Source organism: Streptomyces roseicoloratus (assembly GCF_004117935.1).
GTDB classification, from domain to species: domain Bacteria; phylum Actinomycetota; class Actinomycetes; order Streptomycetales; family Streptomycetaceae; genus Streptomyces; species Streptomyces roseicoloratus.
This window is the reverse complement of the sequence record NZ_SDOY01000175.1, coordinates 69,647-83,316: the sequence shown is the minus strand read 5'-3', so window position 1 is coordinate 83,316 and position 13,670 is coordinate 69,647. Positions and strand designations below refer to the sequence as shown.

Here is a 13,670-nt window from a genome sequence, read left to right as displayed (position 1 = left end):
GTCGGCCCACGCGCGGGCCGCGCCCGCGGCCCGACGGGCCCGGTGGCACGGCCGGCGACGGCGACCGCACGGGTGACCGCGGAAGCAGCCGCGACCGCGACCGCGACGACGGTGGTCGCGGTCGCGGCATGGAATCGTGCCCGCCCGCCCGGGCCCGGCCCCGTCCGGCGCCGGCTCACACCGGCAGCCGGCCGGGCAGGCCCGGGCTCGGTATCGGCGGTCCCTCGTCGACCGGCGCGGGCGTCGGCGGCGAGGGCCGCAGGACGTCGTCCAAGGCGGCCAGCCGGACGAGCCGGAGGATCATCGGCTGGTCGCAGACGAGTCGCCAGGCCGCGCCGCGGTCCTGGACGCGCTGGGCGCAGCGGACCAGCAGCCCGAGCCCCGACGCGTCGCAGAACGTGACGTGGCGCAGGTCGACGGTCAGTGCGGACGCCTCGCGGGTCAGCACGTCGAGTTCGGGCCGGACGTGCTGCACCAGCACCAGGTCGAGCTCTCCGTACAGCTCGACCGTGGTCAGGCCCTCGCTCGACCGGACGGCGAGGTGCGGATCGCCGCGTCGGATCAGATGCATGGACACGCTCCACTGGATCGGTCCCCGTGCATCGAGGTTCGCGGCCCTTGCAGAGGCAGACACGTTTCTCCACATCCGCCATCACCCGAAGAGGTGAAACCGAGGCATTCTCGCCCGCTCGGTGCTCCTGCTCGGCGCGCCCGTTCAGCGCTTCTGCGCGGGCGGCACCACCGCCACCGGGCACGCCGCGTGGTGCAGGACCGCGTGCGCGACCGAGCCCACCAGCAGCGTCTCGACCCGGTGCCGCCGGTGGCGCCCCACGACGAGCAGCCCGGCCTCGGCGGAGTCCTCGACCAGCCGCGCCGCCGCGTCGGCGGGCGTGACCGCCGGGATCACCTCGACCTCCGGGTGGCGCTCGGCGAACGGCCGCAGCCGTTCCTCCTGGCGCCGGGTCGTGGTGTCCACGAGTTCCGGCGTCTCGTCCGGCAGGGGCGGCGGCACCTGGAGCGCGGGGGCGGGAGCGCCGATCAGCAGGGCGGGGGAGGGCGGCACCGGGTAGGCGGTCACGACCTCCAGGGGCACCTTGCGCCGCCGGGCCGCCTCGAAGGCGAAGTCCACCACTTCGTCGGCGGTCTCCTCGATGTGCAGCCCCAGCAGGACCCGGCCCGCCTCCGCGCCGCTCTCGAGGGACGCGGCCCGCGCCTCGTGCGGCACGACGACCACCGGGCAGGGCGCCGAGGCCGCCAGGGCCCGGCTGTTGGAGCCGACGAGGAGGCTCGCGAAGCCGCCCCGCCCACGTGAACCGACCACCAGGAGCCGGGCTCCCCGGGCGGCCTCCGCCAGGGCGTCGACCACGGACCCGTCGAGCGAGGCGTACCGCACGTCGATGCCCTCGGCCCGGGGCCCGACCTGGGCGGCGAGGGCGTCCACGACGGTGTCGGGCAGCTCGGGTCCCGGGCCGAGCGACGCGATCCGGGCGCTGCCGAGCTGCAGCTCCTCCGGGCGGACATGGGCGACCGTCAGCGGGGCCTCCAGACTCCGCGCCGTCCGCAGCGCCCACTCCAGGGCCCGCAGGCTGTGCTCGGAACCGTCGACGCCCACGACAACAGCTGATTTCTCACTCATGCCTCGCACTCATATCGGGATGTATCCCCCCGATACGGCTGCCACGCCGACGGTTGGCCACCGACCGCTCCGGGAGCCGGTCGGCAAGGACCTCCGGGCCGTCGGCCGATCCTGACGGGAGGCCATCGGCGGTGACGCCGGGGGCCGTCGGCCGACTCGGCGGAAGCCCGGTCCGTGCCCCGCCGGGCAGCCGCGCCGCTTGGCCGGGGGCCGGACGGCACGACCCTCACCCGCCGGGGAGCCGCGTCGCCCACCCGGCCGGACAACCGGTCCGTGCCCGCCGGCCGGCCGCCCCGCCTACCGCCCGCCCGCTGACCTGCCGTCCGCCGTGCGAGGAGTCCGTCGGCCGGCGCCCCGGACTCCCTCGACGCCGCCCGCGCCCCACCCTTCAGCGCAGAGACCGGCGTCGTCCCCGTGCCGCCGCCACCAGTTCCGGTACCGTTCCCAGTTTGACCCGGGGCCGCCCCGACTCCTCGCCGCGCGTCCGCTCGGCCCGTTCGATCGCGGCGAGGCCGCGCGCGTCGACCACGTGCCGGGCCCGGCCGCGGACGAGGCGGTCGAAGGCCCGCGCCGTCCCGGCCGGCTCCGGCAGGGCGCCGGCGACCGCGTCGGCCAGGAGCGTGCCCACGGTCTCCGCCGCGCAGGTGCGGTTGGCGCCGATGCCGCCGGAGGGTCCCCGCTTGATCCAGCCGACCACGTACGTGCCGGGACGGCCCGTGACCCGTCCGCCGTCGTGCGGAACCGTACCGGTGGTCTCGTCGTACGGCAGTCCCGCGACCGGCAGCCCGCGGTACCCGGCCGCCCGCAGCACCAGCCCGGCGCCCACCTCCACCGGCCCCGCCCCGTCCGCGCCGGTCACGCGTACCGCGCCGTCCAGGACCTCCTCGGGCGCGGAGTGGAAACGGAAGACGATGCGCCGCTCGGGTCCGGGGCCGGGCGGTCGGCTCCAGTCCACCCGTTCGCGGTCCGCGCCGCGCAGCAGCGCGGCCTTGTCCCGGGGCCCGGCCGCCTCCACGGCGGCCCGGACCCGCGGATCGTGGTCGTCCACGACCAGCCGGACACCCGGCAGCCGTCCGAGAGCGAGGAGTTCGGGCGCGGTGCAGGAGACGTCCTCGGGGCCGCGCCGGGCGAGCAGCACCACTTCCCGTACGGCGGAGGCGCGAAGCGCGGCGAGCGCGTGGTCGGCGATGTCCGTGGCAGCGAGCGTCTCGGGGTCCGTGACGAGGATGCGGGCCACGTCCAGGGCGACGTTGCCGGCGCCGACCACCACCACCCGTTCGACGCCCGACAGGTCGACCGCGTCCGGCGCGACCTCGGGGTGCGCGTTGTACCAGGCGACGAAGGACGTCGCCGAGACGCTGCCGGCCCGCCCCTCGCCCGGGATGCCGAGCGGCCGGTCGCCGGCGGCTCCGACGGCGTACACGACGGCGTCGTGGTGCGCGGCGAGCTCCTCCGCCGTGAGGTCCGTGCCGACGTCGACGCCGAGGTACATCCGCACCCGCGGATGGGTGTGGAAGCGGGCGAAGGTGTCGCCGATCCGCTTGGTCGCGGGATGGTCGGGCGCCACGCCGTAGCGGACGAGCCCGCCCGCCACCGGCAGCCGGTCGACCAGCGTGACCTCGGCGTTCGTGTGCAGCAGCAGGTCCTCGGCGGCGTACATGCCGGCCGGGCCGGTGCCGACCACGGCGACCCGGATCGGCGCGAAGTCGGAGGGCAGGGCGCGGGGGAAGGACGGCGCGCCCCACGCGTGGAAGACGGGGCCGCCCTCGGGGGCGGCACGCGGAGCGCGGTCCTCGTAGAAGGCCGCGTTGACGGCGGCGTACTCCTCCTGCCCGGCGGTGAGCGCGTCCGCGGGGAAGATCGCGTCGACGGGGCAGGCGTCGGCGCAGGCACCGCAGTCGATGCACGACCGGGGGTCGATGTAGAGCATCTCGGTGCGGCCGAAGTCGGGTTCGTCGGGCGTCGGGTGGATGCAGTTGACGGGGCAGACGGCGACGCAGGTGGCGTCGTTGCAGCAGGTCTGGGTGATGGCGTACGTCATGGCGCGTCGTCGGCTCTCAGATCAGGTGGGCGCGCCGGTAGACCGCGACGGCGGGGCGGGTGAGCAGGCCGGCGGAGGCCAGGAACTCCATCAGGCCCGAACAGCTCGACCGCATCAGGGACTTGTGGTGCTCGTTGGCCTTCGCCTCGGCGAGCGCCCGCTCGGTGTCGAGCCCGGCGTTCGCGTAGACCTCGCGGTTCACCATGCTGGTGACGATGAAGTACGAGGCGACGGAGACGACGAGGGCCTGGACCTGGCGCCGCAGCGGTCCGGCCTTGCGCAGCCGGGCGCGGGTCTCCTCGCGGGCGAACTTCATGTGCCGCGACTCCTCGACGACATGGATGTTGTTGATGGTCCGCACGAAGGGCACCACCCGTTCGTCGCGCATCCAGTCGCGCTGCATCACGTCGAGCACCTCCTCGGCGACGAGGATCGACGCGTACGCGGCCTCGCCGACCGCCAGCGTCTTGAACGCGCGGCCGAGTTCGAGCACCAGGCGCGGCGGGCGGTAGGCGGGGGCGCCGAGTTTGGCGGCGCCGCGGCCGAACATGATCGAGTGCCGGCACTCGTCGGCGATCTCGGTCAGCGCCCACTGGAAGCGCGGGTCGGTCGGGTCCTTGGCGTACATGTCGCGCAGCACCATCTGCTGGAGGATCATCTCGAACCAGATGCCGGTGCTGGCGACCGACGCGGACTCCTGCCGGGTCAGCTCCCTGCGCTGTGCCTCGGTTAGTTCCCGCCAGTACCGGGTGCCGTAGAGGGTGCTCCACTCGGGGCTCATGCCGTGGAAGTCCTCGTCGAGCGGAGTGTCCCAGTCGACCTCGGTGGCGGGGTCGTAGGAGAGCCTGGCGAAGGAGTCGAGCAGCCGCCGGGCCGCCTCGCGTTCGGGCTGCCGGGCCTGGTCCGCCGGCTGGACGGTGCTGCGTGCCATGGTGCGGGCTCCTTGGGGGCCTGGAGGGCGGGAACGGACTCTTGTTAGACGCGGTGTCTAGCAAGCTGTTGGACGGACCGTATAGCAAGACGGGCTCCGCGCCTACCCGTCGGTATCGAATTCCGTTGCCACGGCCCCCCGGGCGGGGCAGGATGCGTTCATGATCGACACGACGGAGAGCCCCGAGGCCCAGGCCGCGATCGCCGCGGCGACGGACGGCGAACTGCGCCTGCACGACCCCGCCGTCCGCGCCTCCGGCGAGGGCATCCGGCTGATCCACCCCGAGTTCGTCGAGATCGGCGCCTCCGGGCGGCGCTGGACGTACGAGGACATGGTCGCCGCCCTGCCCACGCTCCACGGCGGAGCGGGCGGCCCGCGCATCGAGGTCTCGGCCGTGCGCGGCGTGCTCCTCGCGCCGGACCTCGTGCACCTGACGTACGAGAGCGTCATCGCCGGCCGCCGCGCCCGCCGCAGCTCCCTGTGGCGCAAGGGTGGGGACGGCACCGGCTGGCGCCTCTACTTCCACCAGGGCACCTCGGTACCGGAGGGCTGAACCCGGCTGCGTGGACGAGGCGTTGCGCGGCGGGAGCACGGGAGCACGGGAGCACGGGAGCACGGGAGCGCGGGAGACGGGAGTGCGGGAGCGGCCCGCGAGCCGCGTCCGTCGCCCCGCCTGCCGGCCCCCGGCACCCGCCGTCAGCGGGTCGGTGCCAGCCGCTCCGCGAGGGCTGCCGTGTCCGGGACGAACCAGAGTTGGGTGCCCCGGTTCGATTCCCGGACGAAGTCCCGCAGCGCCGTACTCTCCTCCAGGTGCCGGGGGATGTCGCCCACGACGGCGAGGCCGAGACGGTAGGTGGCGAACTTCTGGACGATGTCCCCGGCCACCCGCGTGCGCAGCCGGAAGAAGTCGTCCGGGAGCCGCTCGACCGGCACCGCGACCCAGGACGCGCCGGCGTACGAACCCTCGCCGATCACGTCGACCGCCTCCCGCTCCCCGAGCAGGAGCGGGCCCTCGGGCGGGCAGAGGAGCACGGGCGTGCCGTGGAGGTCCCGCAGGGTGTTCACCGCATGCCTCCGATCAGTGCGTCCAGCACCTTGAGCAGCTCGGCGGTCGTGTCGAGGTCCCCGAGGACCACGAACTTCAGCGAGTCGCGCTCCTCGTCGAAGACGGTCTCCACCCGCAGCCGCCCGCCCGCGTCGGTGCCCGAGCCGCCGTGCCGCCCGAGGGCCGTGGCCGTGACGGCGTTGGCGAGCCGGTCGGCGGTGTGCCGGTCCACCCCGTCGACCTGCACGATGCTCGACGCGTCGGCACGCGGCCCGCGAGGGGCGGAGGCGGGGGAGACGGGCGTTCCCGTGAAGGCCTCCAGGTCCTCCCGGCTGATCCGGTACTGCCGGCCGACCCGCGCCGCCGGCAGCCGCCCGTCGCGGACATAGCCCCGCACGGTCTTCACGTGCAGGTCGAGCAGCTCCGCGATCTGCTCGACCGTGTAGTACTGCTGCGCCGCGTTCACGCCACTCCCGACCTTTCCTTGCTTCCGTTACACTCCGTATACTTCCCTAATCTATCACTTTCAAGGGAAGGTACGGGAAGGTTAGGGAAGATGAGAGAGGGTCGGGGTGAGTGAGTGAATCAGGTCAGGAGGTGGTGCCCGTGCCGTACGCGTCGACGTGGGTCTGGGTGAGGCTGTTGCCGAACGTGTCGGCCAGCTCGACCCGCAGCGAGACCGTTCCGCCCGGCTCCGGCGCGGTGACCGCGAACCGACCGCCGGTCACCGGCGCCGGAGACCAGGTGGCACCGCGGTCCGTCGACACCTCGACCGTCAGCGACCGCACCCCCGACCGCTCGGCGGCGCCCCGCACCACCAGTGGCACGTAGTGCCTGCGGCGCGGAGCGACGGTGCCGTCGACGCCCAGCGGAGGGGCGAAGCGCACGATGCTCAGCGGGAGTTCCGTCGCGGAGCGCGTCGCGGCGGACACGAAGGTCCAGGCGGCCGTCACCGTGGCCGGGGCGCCGCCAGGCGCCGGCCGGGGCCGGGACGCGGTCGCCGTCAGCAGGTACGAGGCGCGACCGGCCGGCACCGTGAACGAGGCGTGGACCGGCGTGCCCTGACGGGTGCCCAGGAGGACGCCGTCACGGTGCAGCGTCGTCCGCGCCGCCAGGAACGCCGGGGCGGACGGCGGATGACCGTCGCCGTCCGCCAGCAGCGCAAGCGCCAGGTCCAGCCTGTTCCCCGTCCGCAGACCCGGCGGCCGGGCGCCGGGGGAGGGGTCCATGGCGGGCCCGAAGACCGGGGAGTCGAAGGTGTGGACGGTGGTGGTCCCGGCCTTCACGGCGATGTCCGTCACGGTGTAGCGGTGGGCGGGGGAGGTGGCCGACGTGGTGGCCTCGGTGTCGTCCTCCGGCTCCGACGGAGCGCTGTACACGACCTCCCAGGCGCCCCGCTCGGGCGTCACCAGGAAGGTCACGCCGCCGGGCACGGCGAGCGGCTGCGCCAGCGCGGGGCTGGGTCCTGAGGAGGGACCGAAGTCCACGATCCCGAAACCTGGACCGGAAGCGGGCGCCGCGGCGCGGACCTCGAGCGTGGCCAGGTCCTCGGGCCGGGGATGCCGTACGAGCCCGGTGAGCGCGCGGTCGGTGGAGAACGTGTACCCGAGGACGTACGTGCCGCGTTCCCCCGTCCAGTACGTGTCGACCCAGGCTCGCACCGTGCCCGGCTCCGCCGCGGGGCCGAGGTGGGCGATCCGCAGGTTCGGGCGCGGGTGGACCACGTTCGCGAAGGCCTTCACGCCCCCGTACGTCACCTCGACGAACGCCCCGCCGTGCGAGAACGCGGCGGCGGACTCGGGCGGCCGCACGTCCACCGGCGCGGCGGTGCGGGCGTCGACGACGACGGTCATGTCGCGGTCGACGTCCAGGCGCGGCCGGACGATCCAGTCCGTCCCGGTGACGGAGCCGTCCGCGGCGAGGGCGGAGAGCGCACTGTCCAGCAGGTAGCGGCCCTTCGGGACCCGCAGGGTGACCGTGCCGGACGGGTCGTGCGGCTGCACGGCGGTCCCGGCGCCCGGGCCGGACAGCGCGGTCAGCCGCGTGGTGTGGTCGGCCGTCGGCCCGCCGGCGCGGTCGAGGTGGATGAGCGTGAGCGCGTACGTCTCCGCCGATGAGGCCGGGAAGGCCGAGAGCGCCGAGGAGTCGGAGCGGGCCGGACCCGGAGGGGGCGCGGCCACGGCCGTGGCGGTCGCGGGCAGGCAGGTGCCGGCGGCGGTTAGTGCGAACCCGCGCAGCAGGGTCCGCCGTTTCGTCGGGTGATCGTTCATGACCTGCACTGGACCGGCGGGCGCCGGCGTTCCCGTGAGCTGCGCCACAACGGAACTCCGGCCCGTGCGGTGTGGCGGGCGTCACGGGAACCCGGACCAACGCGCGGCCAGTACCTCATGTGGAACCACTTGTGAGAGATCGTTTCCGTGCCGGGGACCCGGCGGCGCTCGGCGAGGCCTACGACGCGCACGCGCAGGTCCTCTACCGGTACGCGCTACGCGTCTGCGGCGACCCGGCGGCGGCCGAGGACGTCGTCTCCGCCGCCTTCCTGGAGGCCTGGCGCTGCCGCACGCGACTGCTTCCCGACGGCGGCAGCCTGCGCCCCTGGCTGCTCGGCATCGCGACCAACATCCTGCGCGGCACGGCCCGCGAGGCACGGCGCAGGGACGCCGCGTTCGCCCGGATCGCCGACCGGGGCGTGCTGCCCGACTTCGCCGACGAGGTGGTGACGCGCCTCTCCGGAGCGGAACGACTCGCCGCGGCCCGCGCCGCCCTGAAGCGCCTGCGCCGCCGCGACCGCGAGGTCTTCGCCCTGGTGGTGTGGGCCGGCCTGGACTACGCGGCGGCCGCCGAGGCCCTGGGCATCCCCGTCGGCACGGTCCGCTCCCGCCTCGCGCGCGCCCGCGACCGCCTCCGCGCCCTGGCCGAGACGGAACTGCGCACCGCACGCGCGTCGCGCGGCACCCGAATCCCGGAACCCGCCACCGCCTCCACCACTGCCGCCCCCGCCCCCGCGCTCCCGCGCCGAACCGCCACGGAGAATCCGCTGTGAACGCTCCCGTTCCCGTTCCCGTTCCCGTTCCCGCTTCCGACCACGACCGCCTCCGCGCCGAACTCGCCGCTCTGCTGCCCGCGCCCGAGGTTCCGGACCTGCCGCTCCAGCGTCACCAGGCCCTCAGACGCACCGTCCTGACCACCGCTCAAGCCCCTGCGCGCCCGGCCGCGGCTCGGCGGCGCACGGGCCCTCGCGCGCTCGCCGTCCCGCGCCTCGCGCTCGGGGCCGTACTGGCCGGAGCCGTCGCGCTCGTGCTCGTCGCCGGTACGGGCGGGCCGCCGGTGCCGACCGTGCCGCGCCACGACGGCGCCGCCGGTACCCACGGCCGACCGCCCGCGGCGACCGGCGTGCTCACGCGTGCCGCGCTCGCCGCCTCGGCCGCGTCCCGGACGGAGGCGCGTCCCCACGAGTTCGTCTACATCGACAGCCTGGTCGCCCACGCCGCCCGGTCCGCCGCCGGCGGCGGACCCCCGAGCCTGCCGCCGGCGCACCGGCGCCAGGTGTGGCTCTCCGCCGACGGCACCCGGCCGGGGCTGCTGCGCGAGGCCGGGGCGCCCGACACGTCGCTGGACGAACCCGGGCGCGTGTACGAGCTGGACCGTCGCGGCGCGACGCCCCGTCCGGGCACCCTGACGCCGGCGGAACCCTCGGTGACCCGGCCCACCCACGCCTACGTGGCGGCGCTGCCGACCGACCCCGAGGCGCTGCTGAGCCTGATCCGGACCCAGACCCGGGCCACCGCCGAAGGCGACCCGGACCAGCGGGCGTTCACCGCGATCGGCACGCTGCTCGCCGAGACCTGGGCGCCGCCGAGGGTGACCGCGGCGCTCTACCAGGCGGCGGCACGGATCCCCGGCACGACCGTGCTGCCCTCCGCGACGGACGCGGCGGGCCGCGAAGGCGTCGCCGTGGCCCGTACCGGCGTCCACGGCGAACAGAACCAGTGGATCTTCGACCGCGCCACGGCCGCCTTCCTCGGTGAACGCACCGTCCTGACCCGGTCGACGGACGCGGGCCCGGCCGGCGCCGTCCTCGGCACCACCGCCGTCCTCGCCAGGGACGTCACCGCCCGCCCCGGCGAGACACCGGCGAAGGGGCGGCCCTGAGGCCGTGAACCCCTCAGGACCGCCCCTCGGTGTGCCCTACGGCATCACACCGCGCCGTTGCGCCAGACCGTCAGGTCCAGCGTCATGTAGGTGCTCGGCGAACCCTCGGGCGAGAACGCCTTGACCGTGACGAGGCCCATGTGACCCGTCCCGGTGGTGACGCACATCTGCCGGCCGGGCGCCAGCTTGTCCACGTTCACCTTCTGCGTGAACCGGGTCTCCGCCCGGCACACCTCGAGGGTGCCCTCCTGGCCCGGGTCGAGGAGCACCATGGTGCCGCCGGTGCTCTCGGCCTCGAGGTAGCTGCCGCTGTCGTAGGACAGGTCGTAGCCGTCGTCCTCGCCGTCCTGGGGCCGTACGACCTCGTCGCCGAAGGTCAGGTGGTACCCGCGCGTCAGGTTGATGTTCTCGTACGTGACGGGCTTCGGGTCGGCCTTCGCCGAGGGCTTCGCGGACGGCGCCGAACCGCTCTCGCCCGAACCGTCCGAGGACGGCGAGGAGGAGGCCCCGGTGACCCCGCCCGAACCGGTCTGCGTGCCGGGCTTGCCGTTGTCGCTCGCCGAGGCCTTCTTGTCGTCGTCCTTCGTCAGGACGTACACGGTGGCGGCGCCGCCCACGCCGAAGACGAGCGCGGCGGCGAGGCCCACCAGCAGCGTCCGCTTGGCCGTGCCCTGACGGGGCGCCGGAGGACGGCCGCCGGGACCCGCCGCCTGCGGGTGCGGGGCGTTCGGGTAGGGCGCGTGGGGGTGCTGCGCCGGGAACCCCGGTGTGGTCGGGTAGCCACCGGTGCCCGGGTACGCGGCAGGGGCGGGGCCCTGCGTCGGCGCGTAGGCGTGGCCCGGGTGCGGCGGGGGCGTCGGGGCGGACGGGGCACCGGTCTGCGGCCCGGCGGGCGGGGGCGTGACGGAGGCGGGCGCGGTGGGGGAGTAGCCCGCGGGGGGCCCGGCGGGAGCGGTCGGCGCGTAGCCCGCCGGCGCACCGGCCGGCGCCGTCGGCGGGGGCGTCGGGGTCTGGCCCTGCCCCGGGGCGGCGGTCGCGGACGCGGCGGGCGCGGGAGCCGGTTCCGGCGCGGCGGCGGGTGCGGGAGTGGCCGCCCGTACCGTGATGTCCGCGGAGACCGCACCCGGCAGCCAGTCCTCGGGCCGGCGCAGCACGGTTCCCGCGTTGGCCTCCTGGCAGAGCCGGATCACCTCGGCGACGGACGGCCGGGCCTCCGGATCCTTCGCGAGGCAGCGGGTGACCAGGGAGGTGAGCCGCTCCGGCACCGCACCGAGGTCCGGGTCCTCGTGGACGATCCGGTAGAGCACGCCGTGCGAGGTGCCCTCGCCGAACGCGGGCACGCCCGTCGCCGCGTAGACCGCGACCTGCCCGAGGGCGAAGACGTCCGTGGCCGCGGTGACCCGGCGCCCGGCGGCCTGTTCCGGCGCCATGAAGGACGGCGTGCCGATGGTGACGCCGCTGCCGGTGAGCGAGGTGGCGTCGGCGGCGTGGGCGATGCCGAAGTCGATGACGCGGGGGCCGTCGGCGGCGAGCAGCACGTTGGACGGCTTGAGGTCGCGGTGCACGAGGCCCGCGCCGTGGATCACCTGCAGCGCCTCGGCCATGCCCGCCACCAGCAGCAGCACCGTCTCGACGGGCAGGGCGCCGTGCGCGACGACGGCGTCGGCGAGCGAGGGACCCGGGACGTACGCGGTGGCCAGCCAGGGCCGCGTGCCCTCGGCGTCGGCGTCGATGACGGGCGCCGTGAACAGGCCCTGCACGCGCTGCGCGGAGCGGACCTCCTGGGCGAACCGGCGGCGGAACTCGGCGTCCTCGCCGAACTCGGGCCTGATCACCTTGATGGCCACGGGCCGTCCGCCGGGCGTGTACGACAGGTACACCTTGCCCATGCCGCCGGCTCCCAGCCGCGCGGCCAGCCGGTACCCGGCGACGGTCGTCGGGTCGTCACCCTCCAGCGGCTGGAAGACCGTTGAGGCCCCGGCGGCGCCGCCGGACTGCTGACCACTCATCAATTGTTTCTCCCCGTGCGGAACTAAGGATCCCGGTTGTTCGCCCGGCACCTTATCCGCTGTGGAGCGGTCAGGGTGACCGGTGATCGTCGGCTGGTCGGGTCAGGCACCGCAGCGCCAGATCGAGCGTGACGGTGACGTCGTCGTGGATGCCGGTGAGGTCGCAGACCTCGATCCAGGAAAGGTGCCCGCCCCGCGCGAACAGGACGACATCGCCGAGGACCGTCCCGTCCGCGGCACAGAATATCCGGGACGCCACCGACCTGGTGCCCGGGTCGCCGGTCGGAGCGGCCGGAGCCGCCGCCGTGTCGACGGCGAAGTCGGTGGTGCCGCACCCGCACGCGCAGCGCCCCGCCACCCGAAGATGCGGCACCTGGCGCCGGAGGGCCGCGTGGACGGGGTCCTCCCCGTCGAGCAGGAGGCCGACGGCGGCGACCACGTCGTCGGGCAGCGCGTCGTCCGCGCTCACGAGACGACCGCCCGTTCCTCGCCGATCCGGACGAGCAGCGCACGCGCCTCGCCCTGGCGAGGCGCCTGCCGGGCCTCCGCGAGGGCCCGGAACGTGTGGAGTCGTCCCTGTGGCGCGACTGGGCGTCTGATCGATCGAACAACCATATGAGCGGAGAGGCTACCCGCCACCCGCGCCGCCATGCCCCAGGGCCGTCCGGTCGGCTCGCGGGGAAGGGGCGGGCGGTCGGCGCGCCGGCGCGGCCGCGCGGTCGGCCGGCCGGCGGCGGCGGTCTGAGCGGGATCCGCTCCTTTCCGCATTGGTATGGACCTGTCAGGGTAGTGGGCGGCAAGCTCGTCGTATGGACTTGGAGTTGAGACACCTCAAGACGATCCGGGCGATCGCCGACGCCGGCAGCCTCACCCGGGCCGCCACCGCGCTCGGTCTCGCCCAGCCCGCGCTCAGCGCCCAGCTCAAGCGCATCGAACGGGCCCTCGGCGGAACGCTGTTCGAGCGCGGCAGGGACGGGGTGCGGGCCACCGCGCTCGGCGACCTCGTCCTGGACCGGGCCCGCGTCGTCCTGCCCGCCGTGTGCGAGCTCCAGGAGGAGGCCGTCCGCTTCGCGCGCGAGGGCGCGGCCGGCCACCGGCTCGGCGGCACGCACGGGCCGTTGCTCGGCGGCCTGGTCGACCGGCTCGCCCGCGCCGGCCAGGGAGCCCCGGTCACCACGTACACCTCCTGGTCGGAACGGGAGATCGCGGGCGGGGTCGCCGCCGGACGGCTCGACTTCGCCCTCGTCGGGGTCTGCGGCGAGAGCAGCCCGCCCGAGGCGGGGCGGCTCGCCTGGACGGAGGTCGCGCGCGACCCCGTCCACGTCATGCTCGCCGTCGGTCACCCCCTCGCCTCCCGCTCCGAGGTCGACCTCGCCGACCTCGCGGCGGAGGCGTGGACCGACGTGCCCGGCGACGGCTGCTTCGGTGACTGCTTCGCCGCCGCGTGCGTGCGCTCCGGCTTCACGCCGGTCTGCGTATACGAGACGGACACCGCCTCCTGCGTCCACCTGGTGCAGGTGGGCCGGGCCGTCGGGCTGTGCCGGGCCACCTTCCCCGCCACGCCCGGGCTCGTCACCCGGCCGCTCGCCGGCACCCCGCTGATCTGGCGTCATCTGCTGGGCTGGCACCCCGAAGGGCGGGCGGCGCGCCACGCGCCCGACGTCCTCGCCCACGCCCGCGCGGCCCACGCGGACGCCATGGCGCGCAGCGCGGCCCGCCTCCCGGCACCGGCGACGCCGTGAGGGGGCGGCGGTGCCGGGAGGGAACCGTTCCGTGAGGCCATAACACGATGGCAGGGGCCGACTGACAACTCCCGTACCGGCGGCGGGATTTCTACGGTTTCGGCAGTTCCCCCA

The 13,670-nt window shown here is 75.3% G+C and carries 13 protein-coding genes; 4 read left to right on the top strand and 9 right to left on the bottom strand.

The window, feature by feature from the left end:
- Window positions 1–175: 175 nt before the first annotated feature.
- From ESG85_RS32820 to ESG85_RS32805, 4 genes are all read right to left on the bottom strand, one after another.
- The gene (locus tag ESG85_RS32820; protein ID WP_128984823.1) at window positions 176–571 is read right to left on the bottom strand and encodes an STAS domain-containing protein; all 396 of its coding nucleotides are present in this window, start codon (window positions 569–571) and stop codon (window positions 176–178) included.
- 144 nt (window positions 572–715) lie between these two features.
- Entirely contained in the window at window positions 716–1,636 is a 921-nt protein-coding gene (locus ESG85_RS32815; RefSeq protein ID WP_128984822.1) for a universal stress protein, read from the bottom strand.
- A 388-nt stretch (window positions 1,637–2,024) separates the two neighbouring features.
- Window positions 2,025–3,677: an FAD-dependent oxidoreductase gene (locus ESG85_RS32810; RefSeq protein WP_128984821.1), complete on the bottom strand. Its 1,653-nt coding sequence runs from the start codon at window positions 3,675–3,677 to the stop codon at window positions 2,025–2,027.
- Between the two features lie 16 nt (window positions 3,678–3,693).
- Window positions 3,694–4,608, bottom strand: coding sequence for an AurF N-oxygenase family protein (locus ESG85_RS32805; RefSeq protein ID WP_128984820.1), 915 nt, complete (start codon window positions 4,606–4,608; stop codon window positions 3,694–3,696).
- 160 nt (window positions 4,609–4,768) lie between these two features.
- Here ESG85_RS32805 and ESG85_RS32800 point away from each other — a divergent pair, with 160 nt between their 5' ends.
- Window positions 4,769–5,161, top strand: coding sequence for a nuclear transport factor 2 family protein (locus ESG85_RS32800; RefSeq protein WP_128984819.1), 393 nt, complete (start codon window positions 4,769–4,771; stop codon window positions 5,159–5,161).
- A 143-nt stretch (window positions 5,162–5,304) separates the two neighbouring features.
- Here ESG85_RS32800 and ESG85_RS32795 read toward each other — a convergent pair whose 3' ends face one another.
- The 3 genes from ESG85_RS32795 to ESG85_RS32785 form a co-directional block, all read right to left on the bottom strand.
- Entirely contained in the window at window positions 5,305–5,673 is a 369-nt protein-coding gene (locus tag ESG85_RS32795) for a DUF4180 domain-containing protein (protein ID WP_128984818.1), read from the bottom strand.
- On the bottom strand, window positions 5,670–6,119 hold the full coding sequence (locus tag ESG85_RS32790; RefSeq protein ID WP_128984817.1) for a helix-turn-helix domain-containing protein: 450 nt from the start codon (window positions 6,117–6,119) through the stop codon (window positions 5,670–5,672). Before ESG85_RS32790 ends, ESG85_RS32795 begins: the two co-directional genes overlap by 4 nt.
- A gap of 124 nt (window positions 6,120–6,243) precedes the next feature.
- Window positions 6,244–7,923, bottom strand: a complete 1,680-nt coding sequence (locus ESG85_RS32785; protein WP_128984816.1) for a serine protease — start codon at window positions 7,921–7,923, stop codon at window positions 6,244–6,246.
- A gap of 131 nt (window positions 7,924–8,054) precedes the next feature.
- Between ESG85_RS32785 and ESG85_RS32780 the strand changes: the two genes are divergently transcribed.
- A complete protein-coding gene (locus ESG85_RS32780; protein WP_281288105.1) occupies window positions 8,055–8,696 on the top strand; it encodes an RNA polymerase sigma factor in 642 nt (213 codons plus the stop codon).
- Window positions 8,693–9,805 (top strand): CU044_5270 family protein, encoded by a 1,113-nt coding sequence (locus ESG85_RS32775; RefSeq protein ID WP_128984814.1) that lies wholly within the window; start codon window positions 8,693–8,695, stop codon window positions 9,803–9,805. Before ESG85_RS32780 ends, ESG85_RS32775 begins: the two co-directional genes overlap by 4 nt.
- Before the next feature lie 44 nt (window positions 9,806–9,849).
- On the opposite strand, the gene ESG85_RS32770 is transcribed toward ESG85_RS32775, so the two are convergent.
- Together ESG85_RS32770 and ESG85_RS32765 are read right to left on the bottom strand one after the other, a co-directional pair.
- A complete protein-coding gene (locus ESG85_RS32770) occupies window positions 9,850–11,814 on the bottom strand; it encodes a serine/threonine-protein kinase (protein WP_128984813.1) in 1,965 nt (654 codons plus the stop codon).
- A 70-nt stretch (window positions 11,815–11,884) separates the two neighbouring features.
- The gene (locus tag ESG85_RS32765; RefSeq protein ID WP_128984812.1) at window positions 11,885–12,283 is read right to left on the bottom strand and encodes a hypothetical protein; all 399 of its coding nucleotides are present in this window, start codon (window positions 12,281–12,283) and stop codon (window positions 11,885–11,887) included.
- A 340-nt stretch (window positions 12,284–12,623) separates the two neighbouring features.
- Between ESG85_RS32765 and ESG85_RS32760 the strand changes: the two genes are divergently transcribed.
- A complete protein-coding gene (locus ESG85_RS32760; protein WP_128984811.1) occupies window positions 12,624–13,556 on the top strand; it encodes a LysR family transcriptional regulator in 933 nt (310 codons plus the stop codon).
- Window positions 13,557–13,670 lie beyond the last annotated feature (114 nt).